Here is a 17,896-nt window from a genome sequence, read left to right as displayed (position 1 = left end):
ACTACTTAAGTATAATCTGATGCAATTTTCCCTGATCAAACGCAGTTTAACTCACCATTACTGCGATCGCCAGACTGAATCAACTCAAGTTATATACAATGAGTGAACCTACGGTTTTGCGGTTTATTTTGGGAATTTTAAATCTGATGACCTACCAAAACCGCAGATATACATGACTAAATTTAAGATATGTGACTCAAGACAATGGCAATTTTTACCATTTGTAACAGGTCGCACTATTATTATTTTTACCAGCATTTTGCTATTTTCAGAATCAAATCTGGCAACTGCTAGGCAGTAATGACGCAGACAAATACTGCAACTCAGGCTGCGGCTGATGTTGCATATAAACAGGGAAAGGAATTATATGAGCGTTGAAATTACTTGAAAAGAAACCGTCGTTGTATCTCAAACGACAGTTTCTTCAATAATTATTCGGTTCTTATGCCAAACTCACGTTACTTTAAATGTTCGGTAAAAAATGACGTGAGTTTATCAAAGGGAATTAACTCAACTCTGTCATATAAATCAACGTGTCCTGCTTTCGGAATGATATACAATTCTTTGGGTTCGGCTGCACGTTTGTAGGCATCCTCACTAAACTCTCTTGAGTGAGCTTTATCGCCCGTGATGAAAAGCATAGGACGAGGGGAAATCGTTTCTATATCATTAAACGGATAAAAATTCATAAACTTAACGTTACTACTTAGCGTCGGGTGCGTTGTGAGTTCCGGCGATCCTCCTTTAGGCGTGTATTCACCTCTCGGTGTACGGTAGAAATCATAAAACTCACGCTGGATAGGGTGTGTGTTTTCATCTAACTTATGTACAGTTCCACCCGTGTATTTGGTTTCACCATTGGTAAACTCTACATAACGTTGCTTTGCAGCCTCCGACTGGATTTTCTTTCTCTGCTCAAGGGTCAGCGAATGGTTAAGTGCATTTCGGTTGGCTGCTCCCATATCGTACATGCTGACAGTTGCGATCGCTTTCATTCGCGGATCAATTTTAGCGGCACTGATCACAAAGCTGCCGCTACCACAAATTCCAATTATTCCGATTCGGTTTCTGTCAACAAATGGACGCGTCCCAAGAAAATCAACTGCTGCACTGAAATCTTCAGAATAAATATCAGGCGCAACAGCGTTGCGTGGTTCGCCCTCACTTTCACCCCAGAAAGACAAGTCAAGAGATAAAGTCACAAACCCTCGTTCAGCCATATTTGCAGCATACACGTTGGCACTTTGTTCTTTTACTGCTCCCATAGGATGCCCAACAACGATCGCCGAATGTTTTTTACTTTGATCTAAATTCTTGGGAATAAATAGATGTCCCGCAACATTCATTTTGTATTGGTTTTTAAAAGTAACCTTATACATCGTAACGTTGTCGCTTACCTTAAAAGTTGTATATCCTTGTGGTGTTATTTGTTCCATTTCTTTTGTTGCTTTTGATTGTTCTTTTTGTTCTGCTTGTGTGTAAGAATGCCCGCTTATCATAAGAGTCATCATCCCTAGAATTAATATATGTTTCATATAATTTTTCTCCTTTTCATTATCAGATTTATAGATTGAAATTATTGCTCTATTAATCTTAAATTTCTCCAAATATTAATCTGCTTTTTATCAGCAGCGTTTCTATCGTTTGCTGTATGAGTTCAATTGTACGGGCGTGAAAACGGATAGTGTAAGGACGTTCATCGAAAAAAACCGGACAATTCTCCAAAAATCCGCCGCGTCACGTGCTGAAGAGAAACAAAGCATTTAAGATGAATTTATGAACCAAAAAGAAGCCGAATTTGAAAAGCGGAAGATGCAGATCAATCGGGAGGATTTGATCGAAAGAATGATTCGTCTCGCTCTCCAAAACAGCCTTTTGGAAGTGTTTCCGGGCATTTTCATATATCAATCTTCGAAACCGACCGAGAGCCAGATATCCGTATTAAAGCCCGCCTTCTGCGTCATCGCGCAGGGCAGCAAGGATGTGCTTTTGAACGGTGAATTATTTCACTATGATTCCGGTCATTACTTAATCTCGACGCTTGATTTGCCGATTATGAGTAATGTCGTCGAAGCATCCGAGGAAAAACCTTATTTGAATCTTCGGATAGACCTCGATCCGGCACTTGTTGCTGCGGTGATGATTGAATCCGGCATCGAAACAAAAAAAAGCGATGCCGGAGTCAAGGCGATGGATGTCAGCCCAGTTGATGCCGATTTACTCGATGCAGTCGTCAAATTGGTGAAACTATTTGACACGCCGGACGAAATGAAGTTTCTCGCGCCGCTCATCATCCGCGAGATCGTCTACCGGCTTTTAAAGGGAAAACAGAGCGCACGGCTGGGTCAGTTGATCGCTACCGAAGGCGACGCGCAGCGCATCTCCAGGGTGGTCAAGCAAATCCGCGAGAACATCGATCGGCCGTTGAAAATCGAAGATACAGCCCGCGAACTCGGCATGAGCGTATCAGGCTTTCACTCTCATTTCAAGTCTGTTACGGCGATGAGTCCTTTGCAGTTCCAGAAACAAATACGGCTTCAGGAAGCACGCCGTCTGATGCTCGGCGAAAACATGGACGTGGCGAGCGCCAGCTTTCGCGTCGGTTACGATGACGCATCTTATTTCAGCCGGGAATATAAAAAACTATTTGGTATTCCCCCGCATCGTGACATCGCCAAGCTGCGAAGCAATTTAGGGTAATACTGTTCGGTTAAGGTAAGAGACGCGATAAATCGCCGTCTCTACAAAGGACTGATTATTGTAGAGACAGCGATTTATCGCGTCTTTAGGATCGTATTATTTTCAGCTTTTCTTTATTGACTCAATGTTGCATTTTTTCAAACATCTGTTACATTACTTTACAGACAGTTACAACTGCTACAAAATTTGAACTTTGGAGTTTTACTGATGACAGGTTTTAAGAATTCTGCGCCTATTGTTTCAGAAGATCCTAATGCAGTGCGTTTTGGCTTCACTCCTCAGAGTGAAAATTGGAACGGTCGGCTTGCAATGATTGGTTTTCTATCTGCAATTTTGATTGAAGCTTTTTCTGGTCAAGGTTTACTCCATTTTTGGGGCATCCTCTAAATTAACGTGAAATAGACGGTTAGAAACCGCGTTTATACTTGCCTTGGCAGGTTTAAAACAAGGGGATTTTACCCCTTGTTTCTCTGCATTGATACACCAGTGAACGGGAAAGTTAATATAGATGTGATTTTGTTTAAAATGCTGTAGGAGGCGATCTGGTTTGTTTATAGTCGCCAGCTTAAATAATGCAATCTACAGATAAACGTCCTCTCAGTTGGTTGTTGCAGCAGTTTCAACTCAAGCCAGGTAAGCCCGCCATTTTATCAGGATTGCGTAGCCTTTTCATCTTGGGTGTCCCCATTGGAATTGGCATCATGACTAATCATGCGGCTGAAAGTGCGATCGCTACAATGGCTGCTTGGTTTGTTGGAATGGTAAATGTTGACGGAGCCTATCGCCAGAGAGCGACTGCTATGATAGCAGCTACGATTGGGGTAACTCTAATGTTCCTAATCGCCAGTTTGGTTAGTAATAATCTCTGGTTAGCTATCCCGACAACTTTCTTAGTAATATTTATCGCAGGTTTAGCAAGTCTTTATGGGAATGTGGCTGCATCTGTCAGCTTGATTACATCGATCATGTTTGTCATCTCCCTTGCTAAATTTGCTTCATTTTCTAATTGGTCTACTCTTATCCTGCACTGTGCCCTATGTCTAGCTGGTGGCGCGTGGACAAGTTTTTTGTTATTAGGGTTATGGGCGGTGCGTCCCGATGTGCCGGCAATGCAGATAGTTGCTAACTGTTATCTCTCGTTGAGTCAATTTGTAAACTTGGCAAGCCAGAGAGGAGTAAACCCAGATGAGCGTCAGGAGTGGACACGGCAATTTTTACAAGCTCAAGATACCGTCATCCAGGATTTGACATCTGCTCGTAGTGTCTGGACAACTATTTGGACTAGGCAGAGAGGAGCTACCCTGCGGGGAAATCAGTTACTCGTGTTAATTGAGGATGTCAATCAACTTGTCAATTCGATTGTGGCACTGAGCGAACTGTTAGCGATCGCATCCGAACATCAACTATTTTATCGATTGCAGGAAGAAATTCAGCAAGTGATAGAACAGTTGGCAATTGCTCTACAAATGTTATCAGAAGCGATATATAAAGGAAAAAACTCAGTTCATTTAGGGGATCTAGATCGGACAGTTGAAGCACTAGAGTACCGATGGGAAGTTCTCCGCGCTCAAGTCTTCAATCAAACGATAAATCTTCAGATAGATGAATATCCCGATGTAGTCAACATTAGGAAGATTACAGCCAGCCTGACAAAGTTAGCACAGCAAGTTCATACTGATGCTGATGTTGTAACAGATTTAATCCAGGGAAAACAGAGCAGTATTACCCAGCGAGATATTTCTCCTCCAGCCCAGTCAGAGCCTATTGCAATTATTGATACATTGCGGCAGAACTTCACTTTTGAGTCAGTCCTCTTTCGTCATGCGTTGCGCCTCGCGCTGATCGTCACCTTCGCTGAATTACTTGCCTCAATATTGCCACTACCTAGAGGTTACTGGATAACGCTAACGGCTTTAGTTGCACTCAAACCAAACTTTGGGGGAACGTCTGAGACGACAGTACAAAGAGTTATTGGGACTATTTTGGGTGGAATTATAGGTATTAGTTTGATTTTACTGCTTAAGAATACATTAGCAATTGCGGTTTGTTTTTTGTTACTAGTGTTTGTTGCGATGGCGGTGCGATCGTTAAGTTACAGCATATTTATTATTTTGCTAACTCCTGCCATTATCTTACTACTCAACTTAATTAGTGAGGGTGGCTGGGAAATTGGAGTATTGCGGATCGTCGATAGCTTAATTGGGGGTGTCTTAGCATTGCTTGGCAGCTATTTACTTTTTCCCAGTTGGGAACGACAACAACTTCCCGCACAACTGGAAAAGACAATTCGAGCCAATCTTGCCTACTTTCAACAGGTTATTGCTAATTATCTGCATCTACAACCGGATGCATCTATAAATATGCTACGCCATCAAGCGGCACTAGAAAACGTCAACGCTAACGCAGCTGCTCAACGATTGTTCAGCGAACCGCGTCACATTCAGGGAGAAATTGAACCTGTAATGACGCTGATAACATATATTCGTGGCTTTTTCAGTTCAGTTACAACTCTGGCAGAACATAAGCGGGAATTTAGCGGCGAGTACCAATTTACAGAACTCAAGCTACTTACCGATAGCATTATCCAAATTTTGGAAAACTTAGCAGATGCCCTTGGGCAAGGACAGTCACCCCAACCGTTACCAGCGCTGGATAGCTATCTCGAAGTAATTCACAACCAAATTGAGCAGCTACATACCGCTCGATTATCAGAGATTGCAAGAAATTCCCAGACTTTAACTTCGACATTACAAGCCGTTCGAGAACAAACTCCCTTATCCACAGAACTGGATCGAATCGTTAATGAAATTAAAGTTATGCACTGTGTAATTGCTCGTCTACAAGAATAAAGTAAGAACTTTTTCATAAGGTAAAAAGCTTTTATTTTTAATCCAAGATTTTCTGGTAGGGACAATTCATGAATTACCCCTACTAATAGGATTACTATTTGATTTTTGAACAAAATTATCTATTGTAGGGTGTGTTAGAACGGAGTTCGTAACGCACCACGATCTATGGTTAGGTGCGTTACGCTATCGCCAACACACCCTACATATTTTTTCAGCAATCAAACCGGATTCCTATATTATATGGAGTTTTCCATATTATCACGGGTTTGATGCGTTACGCTGTCGCTAACACATCCTACGTATATTTTCATAATATCAAACCGGATTCCTATATATGTAGTTTTGCATAAGTTATAAAAATATTAAAATGCCTACGAGATAGTCGTAGACAATATCCAGATAAAAAAGGTTGATTTAATATGCTCCATGCCCAAAAACTCCATCCCGCAAGTGGGTGGAGTTTTTGATCGTTCTTTTATGACCTGTATCAAAGTTGGCGTTGTTTAGTAGTTTTACTTAACTCTAGTAAACAAGTTAAGTAAATCATCTTATTTGAGAGCAGCCAAAGTCCGGTGTCCAAGTATGCCGTCTGCTCTTAATCCTTTAGACTTCTGAAATTTGATCACTGCTGAACGTGTCTTATTATCAAAGACACCATTCACATTTGCAGTATAGAATCCTTGTTGTTTTAAAGCATTCTGAGCAGTTTTGACTGCTTCTCCCCTGCTACCTACTGTGAGTGCGGTACTATGGTTTGCCATAGCTCTACTATGGTTTACCATACCATTAGACTTGTGCATAGCATTAGGCTTTTTCATCATATTGCCTTGCTGAGGATTTTGTGCCACTTGAGTCGCAGCAATCCGATTGTGGCTTTTATTATTAGTTAAAGAGTAAGCAGGTACAGCAGTAGCTAAAGTCAAAACAGGGATCAAAGCAAGCAGTTTCCAATTCATCTTTTTGTTCCTTCTAAACTATAATTTTGCAATTTTGATTTGAAGATTCATGCTATGAGGACTTGTATCTGATAGCGATTCTTTTCGCTCGATTCTGGTGTGTGGATTTGCTATGGGGCTAGTCTATTTTTTAACCCAGAGCTTTACTATCGCACGGCATATTGACAGAGGCATTACAAAACTGTGACGAAACCATGAATAATTTATACTTCTATGCAAGGTCAGCTTTTTCATGGTCTTATAATCTCATCTGTAGCTTACGGTGTTCTAATAGCCCTCTGGGTTAACTTCTGACTTTTAACCCCTGCCCAAACGGTAAGTGGTTGTCCGACCTGTTTATACAGTAAGCTTTCTAAAATCACACCATTATTGTTAGCAGTGAGAGTTTTATTCGGCTGACGCAGGGATTCATAAAAGCCGTTGTACCAACCATCTTTAGAGTTAAGGTTAGCTTGGACAAAATTAAATAACTGGCTTGTGTAAGTAGTGTTGTAAAGTACATGCCAACCGATCGCAGCTTTGGCACTGAGAAATCGCAAATTGTTGTGTTTTTGTTGGGTATCTGTGATTGTTGCCCAAGGTTCCCCGTTCACAAACAAGCTGCTGTAAACAAAGTATGGCGGACGATCTAAGTTGTCTTCGGTAACTGCGGTTAATTGTTGTGTGGCTTCATAACGCCCTTCTTGAGCAGCTAAAATCCGATCGGCATAAGCTTTTGGCAAAGCTTGAAATCCAGTTTCGATGCCATCTAAAATGTAGGGTTCGCTGAGAACATAGTTATTAGCTCCAGAGTTTTTAAAGTCGCGGCGATCGTAAGGAATTCCCTGTCCGTAAAGATCGACAAAGGCAGCATTGGACTGATAATCCAATGCTTGTGTAACATTCAAGCCCCAAAGCTTTAAACCATAAGCAGCATAATTCTCATAGCCCAAGCGCCCTTCTTGGTTATATTGTTCTTTACCTTTAATAACGGCAGTACCGTACATTTGCCCATTTTTGGTAAGACGCTTGACTTGCCAATTTTTCCAAACTGCTTCTGTTTCTAGTCGCATTTCTGGATACTTTGCCCCGACAATCTTCAACCAGATTGCCATCCTTCCTAAATCGATGGCCGACCAACCAATTTCTTGGCGTTTTTCTAGTTGACCATAATTAACGGGTACAAGAGTTTTGGCATTGTAAACCTTGTTGGGTAGTTCACCTTTGTATAAAGGCATTGATGCCAGTGTTTTCAACATTTTGCTCATTTTGGCTTCAAATTCAGCCGCAGGCACGATCTTGAGTTCTCTGGCACTGACCAAAGCTGCGATCGCGCCTGTCTGATCCCACATACTGACAGAGGCAAAGCCATCAACGGAATTGACCAAGCCAGTTTCATCATTCCAGTTGCGCTGGAAGTATGACCAAGCAATACGTGCAGTTTTCGTTTCCTCTGAAGTCAGTTTTCCCACTCCCGGAGCAACATATGGAATTATCGCTACTGTTAGTTGGTTCTTAGGAATGGATTGACCTGGCAAAACTACAGATTTAGCATCAAGGCTAGCAACTATTTCGGTTGCTTTAGCACCAGAGACAGCGCTTTCGGGTTTCTTTGGTTGTACCAACTGGCGTGAAGCGGTTTCGGATGTTGAGACTTCAGGTTTTTCTATCGAAGCCTTAGAAAGTTGCTTAGACCAAACATTCAAAATTGCGATCGCTATTACAGCCGTAACTACTCCTCCTACAGTAGCTAGCATGGACAAGTTCTTAGGTGGCGGTTGAAAATCTGAACTCATACTTATTAAAGCCTTATTTTATAAGTCAGCGTTGTTTGCGTAGTTTCACCAAATACATTCTTCCCAACTTTGAAATATAACTAACACCCGAAAGTCCACCGGACTACTACAATAAAATAGTCACGCACCCGATCTCTGGAGTTCTAGCAGTGGGCTTATTTGATGATTTGAGTCGGTTTTTAGAAAACCGTTTAGAAGAATTCTTGCGTAACAATCCACATTTGGAGTTAGAGGCGCTGCTAGAACAGCTGCGTGAGCAAGAAGAAGACACGTTAAAGCTGATCGCAGATTTACAATTACAAGAGAAGCGATCGCAAGAAGAAATTCTCTGCACCGCTCAAGAAATTCAGCGTTGGCATATCCGCGTTCAAAAAGCCAAAAATGCTAATAGAGAAGACTTGGCAAGTGCTGCGGGTGAGCGAGAAGCAGCCCTATTGCGCGAAGGGAATCAGCGTTGGGGACACATGCAAGGGCTGAAAGAACGCATTAACCAATCTCAAGAACTACTGCACAAAATTCAGCAACGCCGACAGGAGGTGCAAGCCAAAGCCGCCGAAGCACAGACAGCCCGCGACAACGCGCAAACTCAGCAGCGTTTTGAAACCAGTGGTTGGTCAAATAAAACTAGTAGTTCTTCTAGTGGTTTTGATGACTTAGAAGAGCAGTTCCGTAGCTGGGAAACTCAAGATGAGTTAGAACAAATGAAGCGCAATCTAGGGAAATAATCGTACAGGCATATTTATTTATAGCACTAGCCCTTTCAAGGTAGGTAAAAATCTTACTCGATAAATTCTTCTGTAACCTCTTAAACCCGGTTATCTGTGCCTCTATAGTTCAATAAAAATTTTTTGACCGTAGAGACGCAGAGGGTGCAGAGATAAAAAAGAAATTGTACAAGTTACCTTGAAAGGGCTAGTCCTAAATACTATTAATTTGTTGCAACAATTCACAAATCTTTTTCAGAAATTGCCCCACTTAATTATACGTTGGCACAAATGCAAGCATTATCAAGTGGGAGCAAAATTCAAAAGCTTTTATTGACCAGAACCGCTTTTAGTAGTATCACTTGTGGTAGAAGAACCACCATTAGATGTACTATTTGACTGGTCTGCTCCTTGAGGTGGAGTAGTTTTAGAGGCATCATTTTTCGTACTTGGGGTTACAGTATTAGTAGAAGTACTGCCCTCATTTTGCAAAGTAGAAGTATTACTTGTTGGACTTTGTGTCGCTTTAGGGGTTGGCTGGGTTACAGAAGGCGCTTTTTCTGCCGCAGGCTGCTGGGGTGGAATAGTAATATTAATATTTGGTTGGCGAGGTGCAGGCGGTACAACCTGCTGTTGTGGTACAGGTACAGGTACAGCTACAGGTACACGTACAGGTACAGGTACTTCCCTAGTTCTTTCGATTATTGTCGTTTGTGGTTGAGGAGATGCAGAGGCGCTAGGGGTTGGACTGCTGCTATTACTCGGTACAGGAACCAAAACCGGTACAGTATTGTCAACTGCTGCCTTATTACTCTGGTTGAAGTACCAGACCCCACCTATAATCAAACCAAGCAGAGAAGTAACGATAATACCCAACAACAAACCACCACTAGCATTCTTCTCGTCACGCTCGGCTAAATCGGCTTGCTGGTATGTACGCTCACTATTCCGACCTTCTACATAACCGTTTTGGTAAGAATTGGGATTAGTTGTGCTCTTGTTAACCGTTTCACTGCTTCGTGTCAGATTGGTCTGAGTATTACCATTAGTGTCAGTGTAAGATTCTTGCTTGACTTCACTGTTTTTGATTTCGCGTTCGTTTGGAATAGACATAGCTGTTGATTTCACTCCTGAATATGATATTTAGAAACTAAAACTTTGTAAAAACAAGAGGTTTTAATGAGTTGAAAGATATATGTTGCTGATAAATATTGAGTTTTATTTGCTACCCAACTGTTGGTAATCATTAGAATAACCTCTGAGATCGGCAACCGGCTCTATCTCTAGAGAGTTAATACTTAATCTAAAGAAAGAGTATCCCAAAGATGGATGTTATTACAGTGTTACCTAATGGCTAGTACCGCAAGGCGGAATTCAAAATCCAAAATTAATGCAGCGTAAGCGTTTCGTTTATTTGGAATGGTCTGTTTATTTCCACCATGTTGTACTAGCTGTAACACACCCTAACTTTTTATTTACTTTATAAATAGGCTCTAATATTTAGGATTAGCCCCTTTAAGTTGTTGTGTAATAGTCCTAATTTATTTATGTACTTGGTTTATCCCTGCTCCTCTCATTTTTGAATAAAAAAAGAAGCGCTGATATCTGTCAGATAACTGTAAAATATTTTCTAATAATTCTGTATTGCTAATAACAAATTTTGCTACTTATTTAATATTAAAAGTTTTATATATTCATCTTGTTAACGATTACATCTAAGAGGTTGTTTGAAAAGTGGTCGGCTGTGATATTAGGCACTTATCGATCCCCCTTAAAAAGGGGGGGACGGAATCAAAGTCCCCCTTTTTAAGGGGGATTTAGGGGGATCTAAAAGTATTTGATACATCACCAAGGACTTTTCAAACATCCTCTAAGATTTATCCCAACGACAAGGGGCAAAATCTGAAGTCTTACCAAGCTAGATTTGGTAAGATTTCACAAATAAGTTAAATCTGGAAATTGTATTTAATTTACTAATCAGGATTTATTTTTCTGATAAAGTTTACTAAAGTCAAGTTTTACCTCTTCTTTGTATTACTACTCGCACATCGTAATAATACTTAAGTGATTTTGATTAATCGTCAACGACGGGAAGATATAAAAATCTTGGACTTTTCAACGATAACGTGTAATTTAGCACATTTTTCTCTCTACTATTTGGTGTTGTTGCCGCAGTGTTTTCTAAATTTTTTCCATGAGAACTGAGGCAGAGATAATATATGTTTTTAGACATTTTAGCTAGCCTACAACGGTTATTTGTGGGTTATATTCCAGCTGCCGTTTTGGGTAGTTTTATCGGATATCTAGTAGGGATGAATAGCATGATTTATCAGCTATTTCGGCTGATATTTCAGATACCACATAGTATCCCTCCTATAGCTTTGCTACCTATTGCTTTAATAGTCTTTCAAGAGAGCGAATCGGCTGCTACTTCAGTAGTTTTTGTCGGAACTCTCTGGACGATGATTATTAATACCGCAATCGGTATGCGACATTTTCATAGGCAGAATAATAATTTTCGAGTAGCTATCTTCCATATATTTCATGCCTTGAAAGTTAGTATTTGGGTAGCCTGGTTTATAGTTATTTCTATAGAGATGTTAACAGGTCCAAAGGGACTTGGCTTTACCCTCTGGGAAGCTTATAAAGCGGGGAATGCTGATTATATAATCCAGGTGATTCTCTATATTGGTATCATTGGCTTTTTGCTGGATCAGTTATTAGATTTCGCAGCTTATATTCTGTCACAAATGGTTTCAGATGGGAAAAAATCTTCCTAAATTTTATCTGGGCTTGCGGATTGCACCCTGCCAGCTAATAGTTTGCTTGGCAGAACGTATTCCTAAAGAACGAGTTGCTACGACTTCAATATCAACGTTGACACCAGGGCGTAAAGCTTCGTCAGGAATTTTGAGTTTACCCAAGGCTAGAGTAAAACGGTTGTAGTCACGAGTCACAAGTTCGTTGGGAATATCTCCTTCATATTCAGTTTTATAGCTAGAAGAACCGTACAAGTTATCCTTTGCTAAGAATTTGATGCGAAACTGAGTATTAATCGCATCAGATTTGGCTGCCAAATCAACTATTTTTAAGTTGAGGTTTTGTCCAGCTTCGGCAAACTCTGCTACAGCTAACCGGGTGACATCTTTCTTAGGAATGGCATGGTTAACGGTAAATGTTGTTAAGTTAGCTTCATTTTTGGTATTACCATCAACCCATAAGTCCTCGGCAAAAGTTACTTCTACTTGTTTGTTGTCAGTTAAATTCAGTGTGACAGCTTGATTGCCAAAGCTGGTGATGGGTTGTCTTTCTTGCCAAACTATTTGAAAAGTCTCTTCTAGACGCTGTTCAAACTCTCGATAATCATCTGCGATCGCAGAACCAGGCGCAAGTACAGAAGCTGCTCCAATGCGTTGATTCCACTTGTTCTTTGAGAGGTTTACTGGTTTGTTTGTCAGTTCCGAAATTGCTAGCTGTACTGTTGGAGTATCAGCGGCCAAAGCTTCCTTGCCATTCACAATACTTAAAGTTCCTAAGCGCCCTTGGCTACCATCGCTACCATCACTACCATCTCGTCCATCGTTACCGTCGCTACATCGATAAGTCTTATCTGTACATTTGTAATCAGAGCTACCAGGCGTTCCTGTACAAGTTTTCACTTCCCAACTTCGCCTGTGACAGTGACAACCTTCTGTACCGTTTCCACCTCTACCCCCGCGTCCGCCTTCCCCGCCAGTTGCGCGGATAGAAATGTTTCGTAAGTCTGCCAAATTGCTGTAATACACTGTGAGGGAACCACCATTTCCCCCATCTCCTCCCCTACCACCGTTACCGCCATTGCCACCATTTGGTGCATTTATATCATGGCTGACGCGGGCATCGCGTTGATAACCACAGTCAGGGCGATCGCCATGTTCGCCATCTTCCCCGTCTTCACCATCTTTACCTGATAAGTCAAGATTTACGGGTGAACCATTGACAACAATATTTTGGTTTTCACCGCTTCTACCCGATCGCCCATCGGTTCCTATGCGTCCATCTCTGCCATCATTTCTGGCTACTTTATAGTATTCGTCAGAGGCAACGGCTGGACATAGAACTGAATCAGAAGCAGGTAAAAAGCTCGTAAATAAGCAGAATGTCAGCAGTAGTGGCAGCTTACTCCTAAAACCATTGTGCATCTAGTTATACCTAAAACTTTAGTTGAATTATCTACTATTGACGCTGACTTTCAACAATTTGCTCCCTTTTGTCCACAGAATTCTCGGTCAAGGGAAAGTACAAAGACATAGCTTGAAATAGGGAAGAGTTCACTCTTGATGAAAAGAGGTTTTTATGCCCTCCTTATGAACTACTCTCTGTAGATGTCTAGCGTGGAAATTTTAAAAATAAATGATTGTGTTAACAGTAATTGCTTCAAAAATAGTAAGGCTAATTAATTAAATTAAATATTTTTAATAATAATTCTGAAATCTTCTTAAATCATCCGCCACTGGTACATAATTTATGCTGAATTGTGACTCCTGACTCCTGACTCCTGAATTCTGGTTTGATAAAATTTAACTGTTATATCGAATGAAAACATTGTTAATTCCAGAACAGGATAATAATTGATGATACTTATGGCATAAATCTTTTGATAGAGAGACGAGAACAAGATGAAATTGTATTCTGTTAACAATGTCATTTTGAGGAAAACGCTTGCTTGTAAGAAAGAGTTGTTTTTACAAACAATTTAAGCTATGAAAATTACTCAATATTATTACCAAGAAAAATAGAATTATTACCAACAAAAACAGAATGGAGTCAAAAGATGAAGTTTAGGCTAAAACGCCGCAGGCTGGGTCAATTAATGTTCGTCAGCACAGTAGCGGCTACGACCAGTAATTTTGTGGAAAAAAGTGTAGCACAAACTCCGGTCAAAAAAACCACTCCAATGCTGAAAAGTTCGATACCTGAAACTATGAAGGTGACGCTAAAAGTGAACGGAACAGCACATAGTTTGCAGATTGAACCGCGTGTTACTTTACTTGATGCACTACGGGAATACATTGGGCTAACTGGTAGTAAAAAAGGTTGCGACCACGGTCAATGCGGTGCTTGTACGGTGCTGGTTGATGGGCGGCGTGTTAACTCATGCCTGACTTTTGCCATTATGCACACAGATGCTGCCATCACAACTATTGAGGGACTGGAGCAAGGAAATAATTTGCACCCGATGCAAGCTGCGTTTGTTGCCCGCGATGCATTTCAGTGCGGCTACTGCACACCGGGACAAATTTGTTCGGCAGTGGGTTTAGTCAAGGAAGGACACGCTAAATCAGATGCCGATATTCGGGAATTGATGAGCGGTAATATTTGCCGTTGCGGTGCTTATCCAAATATCGTGGCTGCTGTCCGCGATGTCTTAGAAGGAAAAAAAGATGCAGCCGTTTAACTATAAAAAAGCGGGAGAAGCTGAGAATGCTGTGGCTTTGGTGGCTCCCGATGCCGAAACTTCGTATCTTGCAGGTGGTACTAGCCTAATCGATTTGATGAAGCTGAATGTTCAGATGCCAAAAGAGTTGGTTGACATTAACCCACTCCCACTAAGCAAGATAGAAATGCAAGGTAACAGTCTGCGGATTGGAGCAATGGCACGCAATAGTGACGTTGCTTATGATGCAATAATTCAACAGCGTTACCCTGTGCTGTCAGAAGCGTTGTTGTCTGGGGCATCACCGCAACTACGAAACATGGCAACAGTGGGCGGAAATTTGCTACAACGTACCCGTTGCTACTACTTCCGCGATACTTCAATGCCCTGTAACAAGCGCGTTCCCGGTTCTGGTTGTGCGGCAATCGAGGGTTACAACCGGATTCACGCGATTCTCGGCGGTAGCGATCGCTGTATTGCCACTCATCCTTCCGATATGGCGGTGGCAATGGTGGCACTTGATGCAGTTGTGCAAACACGCTCTCCCAATGGAGAGCGCAGTATTCCCCTTGTAGATTTTCATCTCTTACCTGGCGAGACACCCGAACGGGAGACAGTTCTCCAACACGGAGAGTTAATTGTTGCCGTTGACTTGCCCGCTTCAAACTTTGCGAAGCGATCGCACTATCTAAAAGTCCGCGATCGCGCCTCCTATGCCTTTGCAATGGCATCAGTAGCGGCGGCGTTGGATATTCAAAATGGGATCATTCGCTCGGCACGCATTGCCCTTGGTGGGGTAGGAACAAAGCCTTGGCGTGCTTACGATGCGGAAAAAGCGCTTTTGAATAAGCCAGCAAACCAGGCAACATTTCAAGCAGCAGCAAATGCCGGCGTTGCTGGAGCTAAACCTCAAAAATACAACGCATTTAAGGTCGAACTGACTAGACGCACCATTGTTAAGGCGCTGGAAACGGTAGGAGGGATGGCATGAATACAGGCGATAAAAATACAGTTGTTGGCAAACCCCTGAATCGAGTTGATGGGCATTTGAAGGTGACAGGAGTAGCACGCTATGCGGCTGAGTTTCCGGTAGCAAAAATGACTTATGGCGTGACAATTCAAAGCACGATCGCTAAAGGTAAGATTGCCCAAATCGATACCAAGGCAGCCGAGCAAGTACCGGGTGTATTAGCAGTTATTACTCACCTCAACGCGCCCAAAGCTGATGGAGAAAAGGGCGGCGGTAGCAAGCTGCAAGTGCTGCAAGATAACCTTGTGCTTTATAGCGGTCAGCACATTGGTGTCGTGGTTGCCGATACCTTTGAACGAGCAATGTATGCTGCCTCGCTGGTGCAAGTCCGCTATGACGAAGAAAAACCGACCATTAATATGGGGGAGAATCTCGCTAAGGCATACTTACCTAAAGGTAAAATCCCTAGAGAAGAATCGCCCGATTCAGCGCACGGCAATGTCAACCAGGGACTAGCGAATGCGGCTGTCCGCGTCGAGCAAACCTATACTACACCAATCGAAAATCACAATCCGATGGAGCCTCATGCCACAACAGCAGTTTGGCAAGGCGATCGATTGTTGCTATATGACGCAACTCAGGGAATCTTTTCGGCTCAACAAAAAGTTGCGGGGGTATTAGGAATTGAGCCAGAGAAAGTCCGCGTTATGTCTTACTTTGTTGGCGGTGGCTTTGGTTGCAAAGGGTCGGCTTGGTCGCACGTACCTCTAGCGGCGATCGCAGCCCGACAGGTTAATCGCCCAGTAAAATTAGTTCTGGGACGAATACAAATGTATGGGCCTGTGGGCTTTCGACCAGAGACAATTCAACAAGTTTCTCTAGGTGCAACCCGCGACGGAAAATTGACCGCGCTGCGACACTCTGGCACTTCCCAGACTTCAACCTTCGATGAATTTATCGAACCTGTTGGTAAAAGCGCCCGGATGCTTTACGCTTGCCCGAATATCGAAACTAGCCATCGTCTAGTTCAGATCGATCAGGGAACACCAACCTATATGCGGGCCCCAGGCGAAGCTTCTGGGTCCTTCGCCTTAGAATCGGCAATGGACGAACTAGCTTATGCACTCAATATCGATCCGGTAGAACTGCGTGTGCGTAACCATGCGGATGTCGATCCTACTAAAGGACTGCCTTGGTCGAGCAAGTCACTCATCCAATGCTACAAGCTAGGAGCAGAAAAGTTTGGCTGGCAAAAGCGCAATCCTAAACCCCGTTCGATGCGAGACGGCAATTATTTGATTGGTTGGGGGATGGCGACAGCTACTTATCCTACCAATCGTTCTCCGGCATCGGCGATCGCTCAAATTATGGCGGACGGCACAGCAGTTGTGCAAAGCGGTTCTCAAGATATTGGTACGGGAACTTATACTGTCATGACTCAAGTTGCAGCTGAGGCGCTTGGTCTACCAGTTGAGAAAGTTCGCTTTGAACTAGGCGATACTAAGATGCCAAAAACCCCTGTTTCCGGTGGTTCACAAACCGCCGCTAGTGTAAGTTCGGCTGTACATTTAGCGGGAAATCAAGTTCGTAGTAAGCTTTTGCAACTAGCACTTGCCGATCAAAAATCACCGCTTTATAGTTCAAAGGCTGAGGATGTGATTGCCGAAAATGGCAGCTTTTTCTTAAAAAATAAATCCTCCGCAACCGAAACATATCAAGCAATCTTGGCACGACATGGAATGAAAGGGATCGAAGCGCGTGCAGATGCCAAACCTGGAGACGAACAAAAGAAGTTCTCAATGCACTCATTTGGATCGCAATTTGCCGAAGTTCGCGTTAACCCTGATTCCGGCGAAGTGCGAGTAACGCGCTGGGTGGGAAGCTTTGGTGTTGGACGCATACTCAACGCTAAAACAGCCAACAGTCAACTCATCGGTGGAATTGTCTACGGTATCGGTATGGCACTGATGGAACATACGGTAATAGACCCGAACTTTGGACGGGTTGTTAACCATGATTTAGCTGAATATCACGTACCAGTGAATGCAGACGTTCCCGATATTGAGGTGTTGTTTGTCGATGAACGCGATCCACATATCAACCCGCTTGGTGTTAAGGGGATTGGTGAAATTGGCATTACCGGTACTGCGGCGGCGATCGCCAACGCCGTTTATCATGCCACAGGCAAGCGCGTTCGTGATTTGCCAATCACATTAGATAAACTGCTGTAGATATAGCGATCGCTCGTTTTGAAATTCCATCAAAATTGATTAACTGGCGATCGCTTCTAGCGGGCGGTTACACCATCGCAACTGCCTTTTTACGAGAAGGACGCTTGCGGTCTAATTTTTTCTTCTGGTATCTTGGTACATTAAATGTATCCATTGGAACTCAACAACTATCAGTAATATAAACTTTTAAAATTGATCGAGCTTTAATAAGGGACTTCCAAATAAAAAAATATCCCAAATTTTCTTGTGGGATGGGCATCTTGCCCGTCCTAATATTGGGGACGGGCAAGATGCC

13 protein-coding genes are annotated in these 17,896 nt (G+C 42.5%); 8 read left to right on the top strand and 5 right to left on the bottom strand.

Annotated elements, in window-relative coordinates; genetic code table 11:
* Window positions 1-458: 458 nt before the first annotated feature.
* On the bottom strand, window positions 459-1,535 hold the full coding sequence (locus CDG77_RS19180; RefSeq protein ID WP_094330950.1) for an alpha/beta hydrolase: 1,077 nt from the start codon (window positions 1,533-1,535) through the stop codon (window positions 459-461).
* A 241-nt stretch (window positions 1,536-1,776) separates the two neighbouring features.
* Here CDG77_RS19180 and CDG77_RS19175 point away from each other — a divergent pair, with 241 nt between their 5' ends.
* The 3 genes from CDG77_RS19175 (at window position 1,777) to CDG77_RS19165 (ending at window position 5,549) form a co-directional block, all read left to right on the top strand.
* Window positions 1,777-2,700, top strand: coding sequence for an AraC family transcriptional regulator (locus CDG77_RS19175; RefSeq protein ID WP_094330931.1), 924 nt, complete (start codon window positions 1,777-1,779; stop codon window positions 2,698-2,700).
* A gap of 207 nt (window positions 2,701-2,907) precedes the next feature.
* The gene (locus tag CDG77_RS19170) at window positions 2,908-3,087 is read left to right on the top strand and encodes a chlorophyll a/b-binding protein (RefSeq protein WP_094330930.1); all 180 of its coding nucleotides are present in this window, start codon (window positions 2,908-2,910) and stop codon (window positions 3,085-3,087) included.
* A gap of 185 nt (window positions 3,088-3,272) precedes the next feature.
* Window positions 3,273-5,549 carry an FUSC family protein gene (locus CDG77_RS19165; protein ID WP_094330929.1) on the top strand — a complete coding sequence of 759 codons (2,277 nt, stop codon included), beginning with the start codon at window positions 3,273-3,275 and terminating at the stop codon, window positions 5,547-5,549.
* 548 nt (window positions 5,550-6,097) lie between these two features.
* Here the strand turns inward: CDG77_RS19165 and CDG77_RS19160 are convergent.
* Both CDG77_RS19160 and CDG77_RS19155 read right to left on the bottom strand, forming a co-directional pair.
* Complete coding sequence (locus tag CDG77_RS19160; protein WP_094330928.1) at window positions 6,098-6,505, bottom strand: peptidoglycan-binding domain-containing protein; 408 nt, start codon at window positions 6,503-6,505, stop codon at window positions 6,098-6,100.
* A gap of 257 nt (window positions 6,506-6,762) precedes the next feature.
* Window positions 6,763-8,280, bottom strand: a complete 1,518-nt coding sequence (locus CDG77_RS19155) for a DUF3131 domain-containing protein (RefSeq protein ID WP_190234006.1) — start codon at window positions 8,278-8,280, stop codon at window positions 6,763-6,765.
* Window positions 8,281-8,429: 149 nt separating this feature from the next.
* Here CDG77_RS19155 and CDG77_RS19150 point away from each other — a divergent pair, with 149 nt between their 5' ends.
* Window positions 8,430-9,005: a TIGR04376 family protein gene (locus CDG77_RS19150; protein ID WP_094330927.1), complete on the top strand. Its 576-nt coding sequence runs from the start codon at window positions 8,430-8,432 to the stop codon at window positions 9,003-9,005.
* Window positions 9,006-9,314: 309 nt separating this feature from the next.
* On the opposite strand, the gene CDG77_RS19145 is transcribed toward CDG77_RS19150, so the two are convergent.
* Window positions 9,315-10,097 carry a hypothetical protein gene (locus tag CDG77_RS19145; protein ID WP_094330926.1) on the bottom strand — a complete coding sequence of 261 codons (783 nt, stop codon included), beginning with the start codon at window positions 10,095-10,097 and terminating at the stop codon, window positions 9,315-9,317.
* Window positions 10,098-11,203: 1,106 nt separating this feature from the next.
* On the opposite strand from CDG77_RS19145, the gene CDG77_RS19140 reads away from it, so the two are divergent.
* Window positions 11,204-11,764 (top strand): nitrate transporter, encoded by a 561-nt coding sequence (locus tag CDG77_RS19140; RefSeq protein WP_094330925.1) that lies wholly within the window; start codon window positions 11,204-11,206, stop codon window positions 11,762-11,764.
* 3 nt (window positions 11,765-11,767) lie between these two features.
* On the opposite strand, the gene CDG77_RS19135 is transcribed toward CDG77_RS19140, so the two are convergent.
* The gene (locus tag CDG77_RS19135; protein ID WP_094330924.1) at window positions 11,768-13,165 is read right to left on the bottom strand and encodes a hypothetical protein; all 1,398 of its coding nucleotides are present in this window, start codon (window positions 13,163-13,165) and stop codon (window positions 11,768-11,770) included.
* Window positions 13,166-13,797: 632 nt separating this feature from the next.
* Here CDG77_RS19135 and CDG77_RS19130 point away from each other — a divergent pair.
* Genes CDG77_RS19130 through CDG77_RS19120 form a run of 3 tightly spaced genes read left to right on the top strand, consistent with a single transcriptional unit; the run spans window position 13,798 to window position 17,601 of the window.
* Entirely contained in the window at window positions 13,798-14,421 is a 624-nt protein-coding gene (locus CDG77_RS19130; RefSeq protein ID WP_094330923.1) for a (2Fe-2S)-binding protein, read from the top strand.
* Window positions 14,408-15,391 carry an FAD binding domain-containing protein gene (locus tag CDG77_RS19125; protein WP_094330922.1) on the top strand — a complete coding sequence of 328 codons (984 nt, stop codon included), beginning with the start codon at window positions 14,408-14,410 and terminating at the stop codon, window positions 15,389-15,391. The genes CDG77_RS19130 and CDG77_RS19125 overlap by 14 nt, the downstream gene beginning before the upstream one ends.
* Complete coding sequence (locus tag CDG77_RS19120; protein ID WP_094330921.1) at window positions 15,388-17,601, top strand: xanthine dehydrogenase family protein molybdopterin-binding subunit; 2,214 nt, start codon at window positions 15,388-15,390, stop codon at window positions 17,599-17,601. Before CDG77_RS19125 ends, CDG77_RS19120 begins: the two co-directional genes overlap by 4 nt.
* The last annotated feature ends 295 nt before the right edge of the window (window positions 17,602-17,896 follow it).

This window comes from Nostoc sp. 'Peltigera membranacea cyanobiont' 213 (assembly GCF_002245975.1).
Taxonomy (GTDB): domain Bacteria; phylum Cyanobacteriota; class Cyanobacteriia; order Cyanobacteriales; family Nostocaceae; genus Nostoc.
Note: the sequence above shows the minus strand (reverse complement) of the source record. Positions and strands in the feature narration are given on the sequence as shown.